The 17627-nt window shown below is 69.5% G+C and carries 12 protein-coding genes; 3 read left to right on the forward strand and 9 right to left on the reverse strand.

What is annotated here, in order from left to right; all coding sequences use genetic code 11:
- Positions 1-98: 98 nt before the first annotated feature.
- Positions 99-944: an SGNH/GDSL hydrolase family protein gene (locus tag ACFV15_RS30370; protein ID WP_378354493.1), complete on the reverse strand. Its 846-nt coding sequence runs from the start codon at positions 942-944 to the stop codon at positions 99-101.
- Positions 945-1030: 86 nt separating this feature from the next.
- Here ACFV15_RS30370 and ACFV15_RS30375 point away from each other — a divergent pair, with 86 nt between their 5' ends.
- Positions 1031-2272 carry a PucR family transcriptional regulator gene (locus ACFV15_RS30375; RefSeq protein WP_378354495.1) on the forward strand — a complete coding sequence of 414 codons (1242 nt, stop codon included), beginning with the start codon at positions 1031-1033 and terminating at the stop codon, positions 2270-2272.
- Here ACFV15_RS30375 and ACFV15_RS30380 read toward each other — a convergent pair.
- The 3 genes from ACFV15_RS30380 to ACFV15_RS30390 form a co-directional block, all read right to left on the reverse strand.
- Positions 2259-2615 (reverse strand): hypothetical protein, encoded by a 357-nt coding sequence (locus tag ACFV15_RS30380; protein WP_378354497.1) that lies wholly within the window; start codon positions 2613-2615, stop codon positions 2259-2261. The genes ACFV15_RS30375 and ACFV15_RS30380 overlap by 14 nt on opposite strands.
- Positions 2576-2971, reverse strand: coding sequence for a hypothetical protein (locus tag ACFV15_RS30385; RefSeq protein WP_378354498.1), 396 nt, complete (start codon positions 2969-2971; stop codon positions 2576-2578). The genes ACFV15_RS30380 and ACFV15_RS30385 overlap by 40 nt, the downstream gene beginning before the upstream one ends.
- Positions 2972-3063: 92 nt before the next feature.
- A complete protein-coding gene (locus tag ACFV15_RS30390) occupies positions 3064-3930 on the reverse strand; it encodes an alpha/beta fold hydrolase (RefSeq protein WP_378354499.1) in 867 nt (288 codons plus the stop codon).
- An 80-nt stretch (positions 3931-4010) separates the two neighbouring features.
- Here ACFV15_RS30390 and ACFV15_RS30395 point away from each other — a divergent pair, with 80 nt between their 5' ends.
- Positions 4011-4616, forward strand: coding sequence for a TetR/AcrR family transcriptional regulator (locus tag ACFV15_RS30395; RefSeq protein WP_378354501.1), 606 nt, complete (start codon positions 4011-4013; stop codon positions 4614-4616).
- A 91-nt stretch (positions 4617-4707) separates the two neighbouring features.
- Here the strand turns inward: ACFV15_RS30395 and ACFV15_RS30400 are convergent, their stop codons facing one another.
- The 3 genes from ACFV15_RS30400 to ACFV15_RS30410 are packed head-to-tail and all read right to left on the reverse strand — an operon-like array spanning position 4708 to position 12856.
- Positions 4708-5526, reverse strand: a complete 819-nt coding sequence (locus tag ACFV15_RS30400; protein WP_378354502.1) for an alpha/beta hydrolase — start codon at positions 5524-5526, stop codon at positions 4708-4710.
- A 17-nt stretch (positions 5527-5543) separates the two neighbouring features.
- Positions 5544-11126 (reverse strand): beta-ketoacyl synthase N-terminal-like domain-containing protein, encoded by a 5583-nt coding sequence (locus tag ACFV15_RS30405; protein WP_378354503.1) that lies wholly within the window; start codon positions 11124-11126, stop codon positions 5544-5546.
- Positions 11123-12856: a fatty acyl-AMP ligase gene (locus ACFV15_RS30410; protein ID WP_378354505.1), complete on the reverse strand. Its 1734-nt coding sequence runs from the start codon at positions 12854-12856 to the stop codon at positions 11123-11125. The genes ACFV15_RS30405 and ACFV15_RS30410 overlap by 4 nt, the downstream gene beginning before the upstream one ends.
- 359 nt (positions 12857-13215) lie before the next feature.
- Here ACFV15_RS30410 and ACFV15_RS30415 point away from each other — a divergent pair, with 359 nt between their 5' ends.
- On the forward strand, positions 13216-14559 hold the full coding sequence (locus ACFV15_RS30415) for an MFS transporter (protein WP_378354507.1): 1344 nt from the start codon (positions 13216-13218) through the stop codon (positions 14557-14559).
- A gap of 250 nt (positions 14560-14809) precedes the next feature.
- Here ACFV15_RS30415 and ACFV15_RS30420 read toward each other — a convergent pair whose 3' ends face one another.
- Both ACFV15_RS30420 and ACFV15_RS30425 read right to left on the reverse strand, forming a co-directional pair.
- Positions 14810-16939 carry an MMPL family transporter gene (locus tag ACFV15_RS30420; protein ID WP_378354508.1) on the reverse strand — a complete coding sequence of 710 codons (2130 nt, stop codon included), beginning with the start codon at positions 16937-16939 and terminating at the stop codon, positions 14810-14812.
- A 39-nt stretch (positions 16940-16978) separates the two neighbouring features.
- On the reverse strand, positions 16979-17614 hold the full coding sequence (locus tag ACFV15_RS30425) for a TetR/AcrR family transcriptional regulator (RefSeq protein ID WP_378354535.1): 636 nt from the start codon (positions 17612-17614) through the stop codon (positions 16979-16981).
- Positions 17615-17627: the final 13 nt, after the last annotated feature.

The raw sequence follows: 17627 nt of genomic DNA on the forward strand, positions 1-17627 counted from the left end.
TAATGCCTTCAGCGGACGCGCCGCGCTAGGAAAACCCCTAATGTGGATTTCGTCAGATTAGGCCTGACGAAAGCCACTTTCGGGCTTGCGAAGCCGGGTCAGGAAATGGCCGAGGCGACGTAGGCCCCGATGCCAGCCATGCCTTGCTTGTTCGGGTGCAGGGGAGCGGCGACGGCGGTCGGGATGATGCCCTCGAACCACTTCGCCGAGGGTGACTGGCAGGTGTCGTGGCCGACGCTCGGCGGGACGATGTCGACGAAGGTCGCGCCGTGCGCTTCGGCTTGGCGGGCGAGTGCGGCGTTGAGCCTGCCGATGGTGGCCTGGAGGTAGTTCGCGTCGCGGGCCCACACGGGGACGGTCGGCCAGCAGCCGTTGCGGGGCAGGTAGTTGCCGTAGCCGACGACGTAGATCGCGGCGTTGGCGGATTTCGCGCGGATGCCGTCGATCGCCGTGCCCCAGTTGGCTTCGAAGGCGGTGATCTTGTCGGCGAGCTGGTCGTGGCCGCCCGCGGTGAAGTTGGCCTCGCAGGACTGGCCGAGTGGCTCCGGGCCGAGGTTCAAGCAGGTCAGCGCGGCGCTGACGAGACCGATGTCGTTGGCGCCGATGGTCAGGGTGACCAGTTTCGTCGACGGGCTCAGCGCTTCGAACTGCGGCGCGACCGGGCCGCTCGAGGTCGACTGCGGCGTCGTGAGATGCGCCGTCGTGGCGCTGGAGCAGGTGACGTCCTTCAGCGTCGCGCCCAGTTTCGAGGCCGCGACGTGCGGATAGTCGACCAGCGTGCGCAGGCAGCCCCACGATGACGGGTCCTGCGGCGGGATGAGCGGCCCGGCGGCCGCCGAGTCGCCGAGTGCCACGTACTCGGGGCCCGCCGCGGCGGCGGGGGAAACCAGTGCCGCTGTCAACAGCAAGCCGGTGAACAGCGTTGTCCACGGTCGACTCGTCACGAATCCTCCTCGCGATCGTTGTTCCTCGTGACATCATCGACTCCGATGTCAGGCTGCTTGACTGGTATCTCCGGCAGAATCAGGACGTGGACTTTGTGACCGATCACAAGCCGGGGTCGCTGCTCAGTGTCGCCGGGGTGCCGATCCACGATCTGCTCGCCAGGCGGCTGGCCGAGCTGGTCAGCCGGATACTGGTGCGCATCCAGGCCGAGGTGGCCGCGTACCGGACCTTGCCGATCGAGGAACTGCGCGGGGACATCGCGGCGATCGCGCAGGATGTGCTGCGCGCGTTCATCCGCGGCCTGCGTGAGGATCGCGGGCTCAACGCCGAAGAGCTGGATCAGGTCAGCCGGTCGGCCGCACGCCGCGCGGAGGAAGGGTTTCCGCTCGAAGCCGTGCTTTCCGCCTACCACGTCGGGGTGCGCGAGATACTGAGAACGGCGTCCGCCGGCGCGCGGCCCGATGATCTGCCGGACGTCCTCGCCTCCAACGAGCGGGCGCTGCGGTTCCTCGAGGGCATCACCGCCGCGGTCACTTCCGGCTATCTCGACGAGGTCCGCACCAAGGTCGGCCAGGAGCACAACGCCCGCCGCTCATTGCTCGCCGCGCTGCTGGACGGCGGCCAGGCCGACGCGGTCTTCCGGTCGGCGGGAATCATGCCGCCCGCCCGATATCTGGTGCTGAGCCTGGCCGTCGGGCCGCATCCCGACGAGGCGATGCCGGGCGTCGACGCGGCGATCGCCTTACGCCGCAAGGTAAGACGGCTGCTCGCCGAACTCGACCACGCTACCGCGGGCAGTGCTTTGTCCTCAGTGGACGGTGTGGGTGGCATCGTGCTCGTGCCGACCGAGATGTCCGAAGTGGACTGGGCGCGCTGGACGGCGGTCATCGAACGGGCAGGCCGGTCCGCGGGCGCGCCGATCACCGCCGCGATCGAACTCGCCGAGCCCGCCGCCGTCCCGTCGGCCGCGACGAGAACGGCCGACGTGCTCGATGTCGTCCGGTGGTTCGATCGCCCGCCAGGCCTGTACCGGCTCGACGACATCCTCGTCGAATACCAGCTGACCAGGCCCGGTGTCGCCCGTGACCGGCTGGCCGCGTTGCTGGAACCGCTTGCCGCGCATCCGGATCTGCTCGAAACCGTGCGCTGCTACCTCGCGCACGACCTCAACCGCCGCCGTACCGCGAGCCTGCTCCACGTGCACCCGAACACCGTCGACTACCGGCTTCGCCGGATCCATGAGCTGACCGGTATCGACCCGACGCATCCGGCAGGCATTCCCCGGATCACCGCGGCACTCGCCGCCCGCCAGGCTAAGAGACCGTGACGTCCGCGCGGACTATCCAGCCCCAGCAATCGAAAGCGGCCGAGTACCGGCCAGGCTTGGCGACCGCCTGACCGCTTCCTGCCAGCGCGATCCCGATCCCGCCGGTGCCGCCGTCGCCCGCGTAGTGCAGCGGGATCGGCGCGGCGAACCCGGCCGAGGTCAGCTCGGTGGCGAGCGGACCGGCGCCGGACGGTCGCAGGCAATAGATGTCGGCGCTGATCGTGCCGCCCGGCGCGACCGAAGCCGGCTTGAGCGTGAGTGAAGACGGCCGGGTGGCGTCGGCCGTTCCGGTGAGGGCGAGCGTCAATGCCCCGGCGATGGCCAGACCTGCGCGAATTCCCATGTTTTCCTCCCAGATTCCCCTTTCCGCCACCGTACACAGCGTTGTAAGGCGGGTTTGAGGATTCCGGAGCCACCGGCGCAGACCAGCACCATCGCCGCGATTCCTGCCTCATCGGTGAACACGATCTCGCCCGAACGGCCCAGCACGAAGCCACTGTGCAACGCCCACGCCACGGCGGCCGTGCCCAGCCCGGCTCTCGCTCTGGTGAGCAGTGATATCGCGCCGGCGACGATCGCGAGCGCGACGAGCGAGCGGAGATGATGTTCGGTCGCGCTCGCGGACACCGAGCCCACCGTGGTGGCCGAGGTCGCCATGAAGCCGAGTGGATAACCGAATCCTGCGTCGATCCGAGTCATCCACTCACCCCAACCCCGTACGGATGGGCACGAGTCGTGTTTACGCGGTTTCTCTACGCATACGCCCCGGGTTTTGACAGATTCTTGACGCCTTACCCGATGGCGTTGCGCGCGATGGCCTGCGCCAATGTCTGCCACGCGCCACGCGGCAGGTCGTGGCCCATTCCCGCGATGATCAGCAGCTCCGCGTCCGGGATCGCCGCCGCCGTCGCCTTCCCGCCGCTGACCCCGATCAGCGGGTCGGCCTCGCCGTGGATCACCAGCGCCGGCACCCGGACGCCGGCCAGCGCCGCCGTGCGGTCGGGCGAGGCGATGACCGCCGCCGTCTGCCTGGCTCCCCCGGCCGGGTGATACGCGCGGTCGTACGCCCGCGTCGCCTTCTCGACGAAAAACTCTTCAGTGGATGGGAATCCGGGCGAACTGAGAATGCGCAAAGTGTCCGCGCTCTGCGCGATCGACGCTTCCCGTCCGGCCGCGGGCTGGCGCAGCAACGCCTGCAACGCGGCAGGGTCGGCCTGGCCGACGGTCGGATCGCCGGTGGTCGACATGATCGAGCACAGGCTGAGCAGCCGGTCGGGGTGATCGATCGCGAGCTGCTGCGCGATCATGCCGCCCATCGACGCGCCCACGACATGCGCCTTCGCGAAGCCCAGCGCGTCGAACAGCCCGGCCACGTCCGCGGCCATGTCGGCCAGCAGGTAGGGGACAGTCGTCCGATCACCGGCTGCGATGGCCTGCAGATCCGGCAGCGGCAGATGGTCGAGGTATTCGGACAAGCCTATGTCACGATTGTCGAAACGGACCACGTGGAAACCCTGCGCCGCGAGCAGCTCGCAGAATGCGGCGTCCCAGGTGGTCAGCTGCGCGCCCAGGCCCATGACCAGCACCAATGGTGGATCGGCAGGGGATCCGAAGGTGTCGTATTCGAGTTCGAGGCCGTTCGAGCGCAGACGAGGCATGCGCCGATGTTCCCATCCCCACGCGGATGGTGAAACTGGCAGCCTGGCAACAGGGGGCAGCGCACGGTTACTGTTCACACATGTCGTTGCCGTCCTCAGGCCCGCCTGCGCGATCGCGTTCCCGCGTCGCTTCCGGCCTGCCAGCCGTCACCCCTGACGGGATCGTCGACGCGGCTATGCGCCTGACCGCGGAACGCGGGCTGGAGAACTGGACACTGCGTCAGCTCGCTTCGGCCGTCGACGCTTATCCCGCTGTCATCTATCACCATGTCGGCGACCGGGAAGCGGTCGTGCGCGCGGTGGCGGAACGGGTGCTCGCGCAGCTGCCGACCCCTGATCCGGCGCTCGGCTGGCGTGAGTGGTTCGCCGAACTGCTCGGCGGGATGCGGACGGTACTGCGCAGATATCCCGGTTCCGCGCGGCGGCTGGCGCTGTTCGGCCCCGGTCTCAAGGGCTCCGAGCGGTTCATCACGGCAGGCACCGCGCTGCTCGCCGAAGCCGGTTTCGGCGAGGAGGCCCTGATGGCCTACAACTCGTTGCTCTGTACGGCCTCTCAGTTCGTGTCCATGGAGGACGACCGCAATCCGGTGGACGCCGAGGAGTACTACGCGAAGCTCTATCTCTACGCGATCAATCGGACGCTGGACGGCGTGGCCCACCGGTTGGGCGAGATCTTGGCCGAATGACAGTACCTTGACAGAGTTTTGTCGTATCCTGATCGGGCCCCCGGTGCCCACCTCCCCCCTCGAGGCACCGGGGGTGTAAACATGCGCACTGTTATCGCAGGGTGTCGAGCACATACGGCCAAAGCCGCTCCAGCGCTCCACGCCAGGTCTGCCAGAAATGCGTTCCGGTCCCGAAGTCCGTGGTGACGTCCGCGTTCAGCGCGTGCAGACGCTCGGCCAGCTCCTCGGTCATTGAACGTGAATATTGTTCAATCAGGCCCATGCCCGGCACGGTTTCCTCGCCCGGCACCCGGTGACCATCGCCTGCCGCGAGATAAATCCTGGTCGAAGCGAGCGCCTCGGCGTGCAGCAGCGGATCGTTTTCGGCCCAAGCCGCCCGTGAAGACCAGCGTGGCCCCCAAATCTTGCCTGGGCGTAGGCCTTCCCTCACGGAGAGCAGCCCCAGCAGCGCCGCCATCCCCGGCCGGGTGAGATGCATGATTCCGCTCAGTGACGCCACCGCGCGGAACATTTCGGGATGACGCATGCCATAGCGCAACGCGCCATAGCCGCCCATGGAGATCCCGGCGACCATCCGCACGTCCGAAGCGCCGTATTCGTTTTCCAGCCTCGGCAGCAACTCGCCGAGGTGGAAGGACTCCCAGCGCGGAATGGTGCCGTCGCGATCGGGCACCCGCCAATCGGTGTAGAAGCCCAGCCTGCCGCCTTCGGGCATCGCGACGAGCACATTCGAAGCCGCGGCCAGTTCGGCTATCTGCGTATTAAGCATCCAGCTGCGCTGATCATCGGAGGAACCGTGCAGCAGCAACAGCACCGGATAGCCGCCGGCAGGCTGTTCACCCTTCGGCGTCAGCAGGGTGACGCCGACGTCGCGGCCGACGGCCGGGGAGAAGAAGCGCAGCTCCTCCACCCCGGTCACCCCTGGCATCATTCGCCCCTCGCCCCGCTGAAGTCCAGGCTGGCCAGCAGCCCGTTGAGGTGCTCGCCGATGACGTCCACATTGGGCGGATCGAGCAGCGACAGGTGATGCCCCGGCACGGTGAGCACGTCCAGCCGCGAGCACACCTCGTCCCAGCCACGCGCCGGATCCATCCGGTCGAACCGCTCGTCACGCAGCCCGCCCGGCACCGGCTCGGCGGCGCTGAAGTAGACGGCGGGGCCGTCGTACGCCTGCGCGACATAGCGCTCCAGCGCCCGCGAATCCAAAAAGGACGTGCGCTGGTGGGTGAGGATCGCGTCGCTGACCGCGCTGTTGACCAGTCCCTCGTCCCGCATGGCCGAGATCAGCAGTTCGACCTGCTCCTCGTCGCCCAGCCGCGCCATCTTCGCGTAGGGCAGCGTGATCTTGCGGCCGTAGCACGAGCCGACGAACTCCTCGAATCGCTCGAAGCGCTTCTCGAGCAGCTCCACTTCGGACAGTCCGGTGTGGTTGGGCAGCGGGATGATGGGATCGATCAACCCCAGCAGCTCGACCTGCTCACCGGCATGGCGCAAACGTTGCGCCATGTGGAACGCCTGGCACCCGCCGAACGACCAGCCGGCGAGCCGGTACGGGCCATGCGGCTGGATCGCGCGCAGTTCGGGCAGATACCGCTCGATCCGGTCCTCGACGGACGAGACGCCGTCGAGCCGGTCGAACCCGTACACCGGGAAGTCGCCTTCGAGCAGATCGGTCAGCTGCTGGTAGACAGCTGTGTCGCCGCCGCTGGGGTGGAAGAAGAACAGCGGCGTTCGCGTGCCTTCCGCGCGCAGCGTCCGCACCACGCCGCCGTGGTCCTCCTCGCGCAGATGCGCGGCCATCCGTTCGATCGACGGATGCTCGAACAGCTCCGAGATGGTGAGCTCACGCCCACTGCGCTTGACCAGCATCGCGGTGACCTCTTCGGCCTTCGCCCTGGTGCCGCCGATGCCGTAGAAGTCCTGCGTCACGCCGACCTCGATGCCGAGCACGTCCCGCCACGCGCTGGTGACCAGCCGCTCGGCCGCGTCGCGCGGGCCGATGAGGACCTGCTGGGTGCGCATCCTCGGCAGCGCGCCGCCGATGCCGAGTTCACCGAAGAGCCACTCCTCGGTCTCGCCGGCGCTCGCGCCGCGCAGCAGCAGTGAGACCGGCAACGCGATGCCGAAGTCGTACTGCACGGCGTTGCGGATCCGCACCGCGAGCAGCGAGTCGACGCCGAGCGCGATGAGCGGGGTGGTGGTGTCCAAAGTGGTGGGCGCGAAGCCCAGCACCGACGCGATGCGGGTACGCAGCTGGGTGCCCGCCGCCTCCCTCGCTTGGGCCGCAGGCAGGGAGGCAAGCGCTTGCGGCCCGGCCCATCCGCTGGTCACGGTGGTGCTGAGCAAGCCGGAGCAGAACGGCTTTTCGGCCAGCTGCGGGTAGACGGCGACGAGCTTCGTCTCGTCCACGTGCGCCCAGCCGAGCACGCCTGCGTCGGACCCGGCCGCGCCGGCGAGCACCGCGATGCCCTCGTCCGGCCGGATCGCGCGCAGGCCAGGCATGTTGATCGAGGTGGCCTTGCCGACCTCGGCCCAGGTGCCCCAGGCGATCGACGTGGCAGGCAGGCCCTGCGCCCGGCGCAGGGTGACCAGCGCGTCGAGGTAGGCGTTCGCCGTCGCGTACGCGGGCTGGCCGAAGAAGCCGAGCAGTCCGGCGATCGAGGAGAAACCGACCCACCAGTCGAGGTCGAGATCGACCGTCGCCTCGTGCAGCCGCCAGGCGCCGTAGGCCTTGGGAGCCCAGGTCCGGTGCAGGGTGGCCGCGTCGAGCCGCGCGGTGGTCCGGTCGTCGAAGACGGCGGCCGCGTGCAGCACGCCACGCAGGTTCGGGCCCGCCGCGGTGATCAGCCGCTCGGCGACGCCCGGTTCGGCGATGTCGCCGAGCACGACCACGACCTCGGTGCCCGCGGCGATCCGGTCGAGCTCACGCCTGGCGTCCGGCTGCGGCGCAGACCGTCCATTGAGGACCAACCGGCGCGCGCCCTGGCCTGCCAGCCAGGAGGCGACGAACAGGCCGATGCCGCCGAGACCGCCGGTGACCACATAGGACCCGTCGTTACGGACGACCGGACGTGTCGGCGCGTCCAACGTGACGCGTTCCAGCCGTCGCGCGTGCCGTTGACCGGCTCGCCAGGCGACCTCGTCGTCCTTGCCGGAGGACAGCTCCGCGAGCAGGCGCCTGGCCCGCTCTTCGGGCGGCGACGCCGGGTCGCAGTCGAGCAGGATGGACCGGAGCTCGGGGTGTTCGTTGCCGAGCACCCGCACCAGGCCACGCAGCGCGGCGAACGCGGGCATGCCCGCTTCGCCTTCGGTCACCGCGGCCGCGCCGGTGGTCGCCAGCAGCAGCCGGGGCGGCTTGCCGCTGTCCGCGCAGCGGCGGACCACCTCGCTGACCGTGAGGATCGCGCGTTCGGCCGCGGCCAGCGCGCCCGCCGGGTCGTTGTCGTCGTCCGGGAGCAGGACGACGACGGCTTCCGCCGACTCCGGCTCCGCGCCGATGCCGTAGTTGCGCAGCGCGATGCCGAGCGGGGAGAAGGTCTGGCCCAGCAAGGCGATCGACGCGAGCGGCTTGCCGTGCGGCGCGTCCACCGGCCGCCAGCGCGGGGTCAGCAGCGAGTCCGAGGTCTCGGTCTCGGGCAACTGGACGGCCGGGGCCTTCGAGCCGCAGGAGCAGCGCGGCTTCGGCACGGGCAGCCAGTGGCGCACATGCCGCCACGCGGTCGTCGGCAGGTCGGTGACCTGACCTGGCCGGGCGACCGGCGTGGTGGCGAGTTCCCAGGCCGCGAGCTGAGTGTGGAAGTGCGTGGTCTCGTCGTCGCACTGCTTGAGCGTCGAAAGGACCAGCGCTTCGGCGTGCCCGCGCGCGGCGAGGTTGTCGAGCAGAGCGTGCCGCAGCACGGGATGCGGGGAGACCTCGATGAACGCGCGATAGCCATCGGCGACGGCCGCTTCGACCGCGCCCGCGAACCGCACCGGCTGACGCAGGTTCGCCGCCCAGTAGCGGGCGTCGAAATCGGGGCGCCTGCGCGGATCGTCGAGCGCGGTCCCGTAGAACCGGATGCCCGCCTGACCGGCGGACAGCGCGCCGAGCCCTTCGATGAGCGTGCCGGTGACCCGGTCGACGATGGGGGAGTGCGCGGCGACGTCGAGGTTCACCAGCCTGGCGAGCAGGCCCCGTTCCTCCACAGTGGACACGATGCGCTTGACCTGCTCGGCGCGCCCGGCGATCACCGTCTGGCGTGGCGCCGACAGCACCGCGATGTCCACATCGGACACCCCGTCGACCAGCTCGGCCGCTTCTTCGGCGCCGAGTTCCAGCAGCGCCATCGCGCCGTCGCCCGCCAGCGAGGCGAGCAGGCGCGAGCGCAGCGCGACGATCTTCGCGCCGTCGGCCTCGCTGATCGCGCCCGCGACCACGGCGGCGGCGACCTCGCCGAACGAGTGGCCGATCACCGCGGCGGGGGTGACCCCGTGCGAGCGCCACAGTTCGGCCAGCGCGACCTGGATGCCGAACACGAGCGGCTGCACGTGGTCCATGGTCGCGGCCTCGGCGCCGGACTGAAGCTCCGCGCGCAACGAGAAGCCGCTTTCGGCGTGGATGAGCGGGTCGAGCCTGGCGACGGCCGCGGCGAACGCGGGTTCCTCGGTGAGCAGGCGCTTGCCCATGCCCGCCCACTGCGCGCCGTGCCCGGAGAAGACGAACACCGGCCCGTCACCGTCGAGCGGCCCGGTCGTGACGTGCTGCTCTCCCAAGGAAAGCCCGCGCAGTCCGCTGACCAGCTCATCGCGGGTCCGCGCGACGACCGCCGCGCGAGTCTTCCCGCCGAGCCTGCGCGCGAGCGTGTGCTCGACATCGGCCGGCTTCACGTCACGCGAGTCCACCCACGCGGCGAGGTTTCCGGCCGCTTCGCGGAGCCTGTCCTCGTTCGCCGCGCTCAGCAGGAACCGGCCGTGGCTCTCGGCGCGCGTCGGCTCGGGCGTCGGCACCTGCTCCAGGATCACGTGGGCGTTGGTGCCGCCGAACCCGAAGCCGGAAACGCCCGCGAGCGCGGGACGATCGTGCTCTGGCCACGGGCGCGCGGTGTCGGCGACGGCCAGGCGCAGCTCGTCGAAGGCGATGTGCGGGTTCGGGCCGTCGAAGTTCAGCGTGGCCGGGATTCGCTTGTGCTGCAACGCGAGCACGACCTTGATCAGGCCGGTGATGCCCGCCGCGGCTTCGAGGTGGCCGAGATTGCTCTTGACCGAACCGAGCAGCAACGGCTTGTCGGCGGGCCGCCCGGCGCCCAGTACCGCGCCGAGCGCGCCCGCCTCGATCGGGTCGCCGAGCAGCGTCCCGGTGCCGTGCGCCTCCACGTAGTCCACAGTGGAGGGATCGATGCCCGCGCGCCGGTACGCCGTGTGCAGCAAGGCCTGCTGTGCCTCGGGGTTGGGCGCGGTGAGGCCGTTGGACCGGCCGTCGGAGTTGGTGGCGGTGCCGCGGATGACGGCGAGCACGCGGTCACCGTCGGCACGCGCGTCGGAAAGCCGTTTGAGCACCACGATCCCGGCGCCCTCGGCGCGCGCGATGCCGTCGGCGCCCGCCGCGAACGGCTTGCACCGGCCGTCCTTGGCCAGAATGCCCATCTGGTCGAAGTTCGCGGTGACACCGGGGCCGAGCAGCAGGTTCGCGCCGCCGGCCAGCGCGGCGTCGCTCTCGCCGGAGCGCAGGCTCTGCACGGCGAGGTGCACCGAGGTCAGCGAGGACGAGCAGGCCGTGTCGACCGCCATGCTCGGTCCGCGCAGGTCCAGTGCGTACGAAAGCCGGTTGGCCGCGATCGCGAGCGCGGAGCCGGTGCCCGCCCAGGCGTCGACCTCGCCGACGTCCGCGAGTGACAGCGCGCTGTACTCGGTGCCGCTGACACCGACGAACACGCCGGTCCGGCTGCCGCCGAGCGAACGCGGCGCGATCCCGGCGTGCTCCAGCGCTTCCCAAGCGACCTCGAGGACCATGCGCTGCTGCGGGTCCATGCGGGCCGCCTCGCGCGGCGCGATGCCGAAGAACTCGGCGTCGAAACCGGCGATGTCGTCGAGGAAACCACCCCAGCGCGTGGTGTCCTCGGGAACGTTTTCGTAACCGTCCCAACGGTTTTGCGGCACCTCGGAGATCGCTTCGAGCCCCTCGGTGAGCAACCGCCAGAACTGCTCCGGCCCGTGGATCCCGCCGGGCAGGCGGCAGCCGAGGCCGACCACCGCGATCGGCTCGTCGGCGGTGACCGCGAGTTCGTCGCGCGGCGCCTCGGTCTCGCCGGTCAGCGCCTTGGCGAGCCGCTCGATCGTCGGGTGCTCCCAGATCAGCGTGGTCGGCAGCGTCACGTCGAGCATGTCCTCGAGTTCACCGGCCAGCTCGACGGCCCGGCGCGAGGACAGGCCGTACTCGCCGAACGGCCTGGCGGGGTCGACCTCGGCGAGGTCGAGGTCGCAGAGTTCCGCGAGCTGCTCGGTGAGCCAGCGCGCCAGTTCTTCGGTCGTCATGAGAAGAATCGGTCCTTCGTGGCGGCGCGGGCGATCTTGCCGCTGGAGGTGCGCAGCACCCCGCCCGGCGCGACGAGCTTGAAGCCCAGCAGCCGGACGTCGTGCGCGGCGGACACCGCGCGGCGGACGATCTTGGCCAGTTCGTCGTGGTCGGGCTCCGGCCCGGAGGTCCGGTCGAACTCGGCGACCACCGCGGCGCCCTCGACCCCGCGCTCGTCCTGCACCGCGAACGCGGCGACGCGGTCCTGGCGGATGGCCGGGTGCGCGTCCTGGACGGTCACCTCGATGTCCTGCGGGTAGTGGTTCTTCCCGTCGATGATGATCAGGTCCTTGATACGCCCGGTGATGTAGAGCAGGCCTTCGTGGAACAGGCCGAGGTCACCGGTGCGCAGCCAGGTCCGGTCGCGGTCGCCGTCGACCCGGCCGCCGAAGGTCTCCTCGCTGCGCTCGGGCTGTTGCCAGTACCCGGTGGCGACGTTGGGACCGTGCACCCAGATTTCGCCGACCTCCCCGCCGAGGCGGGTCTTCGAGGTCACCGGGTCGACGATGCGGACGAGCTGACCCTCCGGCCTGCCCGCCGCGACCAGCTCCAGCGAGCCCGGAGTGCCCGGAGCCACGACGACACCGCGGTCGCCGGAGAGGGCGGCGCGGTCGAACGCGGTGATCGTCGGGCCGTCCGCCCGTGTGTTGGTGACGTACACGGTGGCTTCGGCGAGCCCGTACGACGGGCGGTGCGCCTGCGGGGCCAGCCCCTGCGGGCCGAACGCGGCCTGGAAGGCGGCGATGCTGCTCGGCCGGATCGGCTCGCTGCCGTTCGCGATCGCGCGCACCCCGGAAAGGTCGAGCAGCAGGCGGTCGGCCTCTTTGATCTTGCGCGCGGCGTAGTCGAAAGCGAAATTCGGGGCGGCGGCGTAGGTGTTCGGGAATGCGGCGAGCTGCTTGAGCCAGCGCAGCGGTTTCATGACGAAGTTGAAAGGTGTCATGAATACCGAGCGGGCGCCCGAAAATACCGGCGCGCAGAGCAGTTGGAGCAATCCCATGTCATGGAAGAAGGGAATCCAGCCGGTGCACGTCCACGTATTGTCGACGCCGAATCCGCTCGTCATCTGATGACAGTTCGCGGAAATGGCGCGATGCGTGATCACCGCGCCCGCAGGCGCCCTCGTGGAGCCCGACGTGTACTGAAGGTACGCCGGTGCGTCGAGCTCGAGCGCGGGGGGTTCGAAACCGGCGCCGGCCTCGTCGGCGATCTCGTCGACCGCGAGGATCTGCTTCGGCATCGGGACCGGGCTCACCTCGGCGAGCTCGCGCACGGCGGGCAGCGCGCTCTTCGCGGTCAGCCAGATGTCCGGCGCGCAGTCGTCCAAGGCGCCGACCAGGCGTTCTCCGTGCTGGCTCACCTCGGGCGCGAACAGCGGCACGGCGATGGTGCCCGCGTGCAGCGCGCCGAGGAAACCGACGACGTAGGTGAGGTCCTGAGGTGCGAGGATCGCCACGCGCGCGCCGGGCGCGGTGATCTTGGTCAGCTCGGCAGCGACCGCACGCACCTTGGTGGCGAGCTCGGCCCAGCTGAGGGTGACTTCGGTGCCTTCGCGATCGGCGGAGAAGTCGAGGAAGGTGAAGGCGGGGTCTCGCGACTCCGCGCGGTCGAACAGATAGCCGGTCAATGGCCGCACCGAGGGGACCAGGCCGTCCGTCGGTTCGGGGTACCGGCGCTCAGCCGAAGACATGCGCACTCTCCCACGGTAGGAAGTAATTCCGGGCGGCTCATCACCGGCAGACTTTCGCGCGTCACCCTTTGTATCGGGCGTCCGTTATCGGCAGAATTGATTCGACGCAGGCGTGGTGCGGGGGAACACCAGTGCAGGCGGAATCACGCAGTCGGGGTGATAAGTGGGGATGACGCTAGCCAGGCCTCGCACTGAATGCAAGTCACTGAGAAAGCTCTCCCCGACCGGGTGACAACCGTATTCGCACCGAGGTGACTCTCAGCGATAATTCCAGGTCGCTCTGAAAGGAATTCGTTTCTAAAGAGTGAGAGCCGGGGGTGCCGGGTGACCGCTTTCCGTGTGCGTTCATAGTGAAAGAGATGGAAACCACAAGCAGGCGCTGGTGGACTCTGACCGCCGGCGTGCTGGGTGGTGCGATGGTCGGCCTCGACGGCACGGCGACCACGATCGCCGCCCCCTATATCTCCGCTTCGGCAGGCGCGACCCTCGGCCAGCTGGAACTCATCGCGAACGCCTACCTGGTCGCGCTGGCACTCGGGCTGCTGCCCGCCGGCAGGCTCGCCGACCGGATCGGCCGCCGCCGCACCTTCGTCATCGGCGTACTCGGCTTCGGCGCCGCGTCACTGGGCATCGCCCTGTCCGACGGCGTCTGGTCACTCGTCGTCTTCCGCGTGCTCCAAGGCCTCGCGGGCGCGTTGCTGCAGCCCGCGGCCTTGGCGCTGGTCCGCGCCGCGTTCCCCGCGGACAAGCTCGGCCTCCCCTTGGGCATCTGGGGCGGCGCCAACGCGTTGGCCATCGGCCTCGGCCCGGTCCTCGCGGGCGTCGTCGTCCAGGGTTTCGGCTGGCAGGCGGTGTTCGCGGTCAACGTCCCGGTCGCGCTGATCACGGTCGCGCTGGCCTGGGCCTTCGTCTCGGAGTCCCGCGGCGTCCCCGGATCCGGCGGTGTCCGCCGCTTGCTCGCTTCCCGGGCGGTGTCCGTCGGGACGATCTTGGTCGGCGTCAGCTCGTTCGGCGTCTTCGGGCTGTTGTTCCTGCTCACGCTCTATCTCCAGAACGTGCGCGGCCTGTCCCCGGTGACCGCGGGCGCGTGGATGCTCGGCCCGACCTGCGTGGTAGTGCTCTCTGCCCCGATCGGCGGCCTCCTCGCCCAGCGCTTCGGCCCCCGCTGGCCGGTCAGCGCCGGTCTCGTGCTGGTCGCGTGCGGCCTCATCGGCCTGTCATTCCTCGACACCCGATCGAGTTTCGCGGCCGTGTTGTCGTCCGGCGCCTTGGCGGGCTTCGGCACCGGACTGTGCGTGATCGCCGCGACCGAAGCCATCATGGGCGCCTGCCCGGACTCCGCGACCGGCTCCGCCTCGGCGTTGCAGCAGGTCGCCTCTCAGGCCGGGGGCGTGCTCGGCATCGTCGCGACCGGCGCGATCCTGACCTGGCAGGTCAGCGCGACGCTCCCGGAGCGCGTCGCCCGGATCGCGCTGTCCTATCGCGACCAGACCGCTCTGCTCGCTTCCCCCGACGCGGTTTCCCAAGGCTTCGCCCCGCGCGTTTCGGCGGCCGCCCGCGCGACGGCGCACCTGACCTTCGTCGACGCGATGTCCACGGCCCTGCTGCTAGCGGCGCTTGTCGCCGCGCTCGGCGCTGTGCTCGCGCTCCTTCTGCCTCGCCCGGCCGTGGTGCCTGAGACTCCTGGTCTCGTAAGCGTCTAGGGGTCGTGAGTGTTTTGGCCGGTTAGAACCGGCCGTACCACTCACGACTCCGCAGGGGCCCGGCAAAGTCGCCCTCCCGGGTCGGCTGAAGGGATGAACGCCACGTTCACAACGCTGAGCGACGCAAGCGCCCCGTTCATGCCGTCCAACCCACTGCAAAATGTGCGCAAAGCGACAACGCGGCACAAAAATCGCCAACGTGGCTCCTTTGTGGACAGTCAGGGTGTCCGACATGGGAGTCACGACCCTTTCAGCGTCGGGCGAGTTTGCTGGGCCACCACAGCACTTTGCCGAGGTCGACCGCCAGTGCGGGGACCAGGAGCGAGCGCACGACGAAGGTGTCCAGCAGGACCCCGAAGGCGACCAGGAACGCGACCTGAGCCAAGAACAGGATCGGGATCACCGACAGGGCAGCGAAGGTCGCCGCGAGCACGATGCCCGCCGAAGTGATCACGCCGCCGGTGACCGTCAGCGCGTTCAAAGTGCCGCGTTCCGTCCCCAGGCGCAGCGCTTCCTCACGGGCGCGGGTCATCAGGAAGATGTTGTAGTCGATACCCAAGGCGACGAGGAACACGAAGGCGTACAACGGGATCGCCGGATCGGCGCCGGGGAAGCCGAGCAGGTCGTTGAACACCCACGCTCCGACGCCCAGTGTCGCGCCGAACGACAGGACGACCGTCGCCATCAGCAGCAACGGGATCACGAGTGCGCGCAAGAGCAGTGCCAGCACGAGGAAGATCACCAGCAGGACGATCGGGATGATCGTGTTGCGGTCGTGGGTGGCCGCGGTGACCATGTCCTGCTGCTGAGCGGTGGCGCCGCCGACTTTCGTGCCGGGGATCGTGTGGACGAGCGAGCGCAGGCGGTGGACGACCGTGTCGGCGGCGGGGGAGTCGGCAGGGGCGCGGAGGGTCGCCGTGATTTCGGCCATTCCGTCCACCACCTTCAAGCCGGCGGAAACGTTGCGGGGGTCGGCCGGGGTCGGGGTCAGGTCGACGATGCCCGGCTCGTTCTTGAGCGCGGCGAGGACGAGGCCTGCGTTTTCCGCGCGGCACATGATGACCGCGGGGCTGCCGGTGCCGCCGGGGAAGTGCGCGCTCAGTACGTTTTGGCCGGTCACGGCGTCGACGTCGGTCAGGAACAGATCTTGCTGGGAGGTGCCGTGCGCCTTCAGTGACGGGACGAAGGCGACGCCGACGAGGAGCACGAGCGCGGTGAGCGCCCACGTCCAGCGCGGCCGTTTCTGGACCAGTGAAGCGATCTTGTCGAAGATGCCACGGGTGATCAGGCGGTGCTTGCGCGGATAGGGGTGCGACGGCCAGAAAGCCGCGCGGCCGACCAGCGCCAGCACCGCGGGCAGGAAGGTCAGCGAGGACAGCAACGCGCCCGCGATGCCGATCGCCGCGACCGGGCCGAGGCTGCGGTTCGAGGTGAGTTCGCTGGCCAGCATGCACAACATGCCCAGGATGACCGTGCCGCCGGACGCCGCGATCGGCTCGAACGACGAACGCCAGGCGATGCGCATCGCGGTCGGTGCGTGCGTCGTGCGCAGCAGCTCTTCGCGGTAGCGCGAGACCAGGAGCAGCGCGTAGTCCGTCGCCGCGCCGAAGACCAAGATCAGCAGGATCCCTTGTGACTGCCCGTTCAAGGTCAGCACGCCCGCCTTCGCGAGCGCGTAGATGACCGCCGACGAAGACGCGAGCGCCAGCCCGGCCGAGATCAGCACGAACAACGGCAGCAACGGGCTGCGGTAGACGATGATCAGGATCAACGCCACCAGCACCGCCGTGATCAGCAGCAACACTCCGTCGATGCCGCCGAACACCTCGGCCAGGTCGGCGTTGTAGCCACCGGGGCCGGTCGCCAGCGCGCGCAAGCCGTCCGGCAGGCCGGTCGACGCGACGAGCCGGAGTTCCTTGACCACCGCGCCCGCCCGGTAGGGATCTTCGCCGGACACCGGCAGCAGCACCTGGGCCGCGCGGCCGTCGACGGAGAAGATCGGGGGCGAGCCGGTGCCGTCGAGCCCTCGCAGGCCGGACAGTTCGGCGGCCTTCTCGGCGATGGTGACCTGGTCGATCGTGGTCAGGCCGGTCGCGCGCTCGAACACCACGACCGTGACGAGCAGGCGCCGCTGGGCGAACTTCTCCTGCAGTTCCTGCACGGCCGTCGACTCGGCGCCCGCGGGCAGGAAGGAACTCGGGTCGTTGCTCTGGATCTCGGTCAGTTTGCCTGGGAAGGGTCCGGTCGCGCCGCCGAGCACCAGCCAGCACACGAGCAGCACCGCGGGCAACAGCCAGTTGCGCGGGCGGCGGGGTGACGGTGGCGGGGTCCGGGGTTCGAGCAGGAGCGTTCCCGAGAAGGTTCCGCTCAGGAGGGTCATAGCGGTTCGACCCTCTCACAAAGCCCCTCGACTACTCGCTCACTCGATAGGCTGATTCTGCGCCTGGATCACCGGAAACACTTCACCCACGAGCGTGACCAGAGATTTGCTCAGCAAGGTGTGCACCTGCTCGCGGGTGAGCGAGCCGCGCACCAGCCATTCCCGGCCTGCCGCTTTCACCATCCCGCCGAACGCGCGGACGAGCGCGTTCAGTTCCGGGCCGTGCTCGCTCTCGCGGGAGAGACCGACGGCTTCGAGCACGCGGTCGGCCGACTCCCTGTCCGCTTCTTCGAGGATCTCCTCGATCTCGAGATCACGGCCGATGCCCTCCGGGGCGATCGCCGCGAGCCAGGTGCGCTCCTGCTTCGTCACCATGTCGAGGAACCAGTCGATGGCGACGTCCGCGCGAAGCTCCAGCGGCCCTTCAGGGAGGATCTCGACGGCCATTCTCGGCACGACCAGCGCACGCCGGATCACCGCGAGGTACAGCTCTCGTTTGGTGCCAAAGTAGTGGTTGATGAGACCGCGGGCAACCCCCGCCTCGGCCGCAATGTCCGATGTGGACACATCGGAATAGGGGCGCTGCCCGAACAGCTGCACGGCGCAGGTGAAGATTTGCTCCTTTCGCTCATCCGGTTCCAGTCGGCGCCATCTCGGTGGGGGCTCGCTGCTCATGCGTTTATTTTCG

Source organism: Amycolatopsis sp. NPDC059657, assembly GCF_042734395.1.
Classification (GTDB): Bacteria; Actinomycetota; Actinomycetes; order Mycobacteriales; family Pseudonocardiaceae; genus Amycolatopsis.

Excerpts from the sequence above, each read along its gene's own strand:
- ACFV15_RS30395 (WP_378354501.1), top strand. The coding sequence starts at position 4,011 with ATGTCGTTGCCGTCCTCAGGCCCGCCTGCGCGATCGCGTTCCCGCGTC.
- ACFV15_RS30410 (WP_378354505.1), bottom strand. The coding sequence starts at position 12,856 with ATGTCTTCGGCTGAGCGCCGGTACCCCGAACCGACGGACGGCCTGGTC.
- ACFV15_RS30390 (WP_378354499.1), bottom strand. The coding sequence starts at position 3,930 with ATGCCTCGTCTGCGCTCGAACGGCCTCGAACTCGAATACGACACCTTC.
- ACFV15_RS30385 (WP_378354498.1), bottom strand. The coding sequence starts at position 2,971 with ATGACTCGGATCGACGCAGGATTCGGTTATCCACTCGGCTTCATGGCG.
- ACFV15_RS30405 (WP_378354503.1), bottom strand. The coding sequence starts at position 11,126 with ATGACGACCGAAGAACTGGCGCGCTGGCTCACCGAGCAGCTCGCGGAA.
- ACFV15_RS30380 (WP_378354497.1), bottom strand. The coding sequence starts at position 2,615 with ATGGGAATTCGCGCAGGTCTGGCCATCGCCGGGGCATTGACGCTCGCC.
- ACFV15_RS30415 (WP_378354507.1), top strand. The coding sequence starts at position 13,216 with ATGGAAACCACAAGCAGGCGCTGGTGGACTCTGACCGCCGGCGTGCTG.
- ACFV15_RS30420 (WP_378354508.1), bottom strand. The coding sequence starts at position 16,939 with ATGACCCTCCTGAGCGGAACCTTCTCGGGAACGCTCCTGCTCGAACCC.
- ACFV15_RS30425 (WP_378354535.1), bottom strand. The coding sequence starts at position 17,614 with ATGAGCAGCGAGCCCCCACCGAGATGGCGCCGACTGGAACCGGATGAG.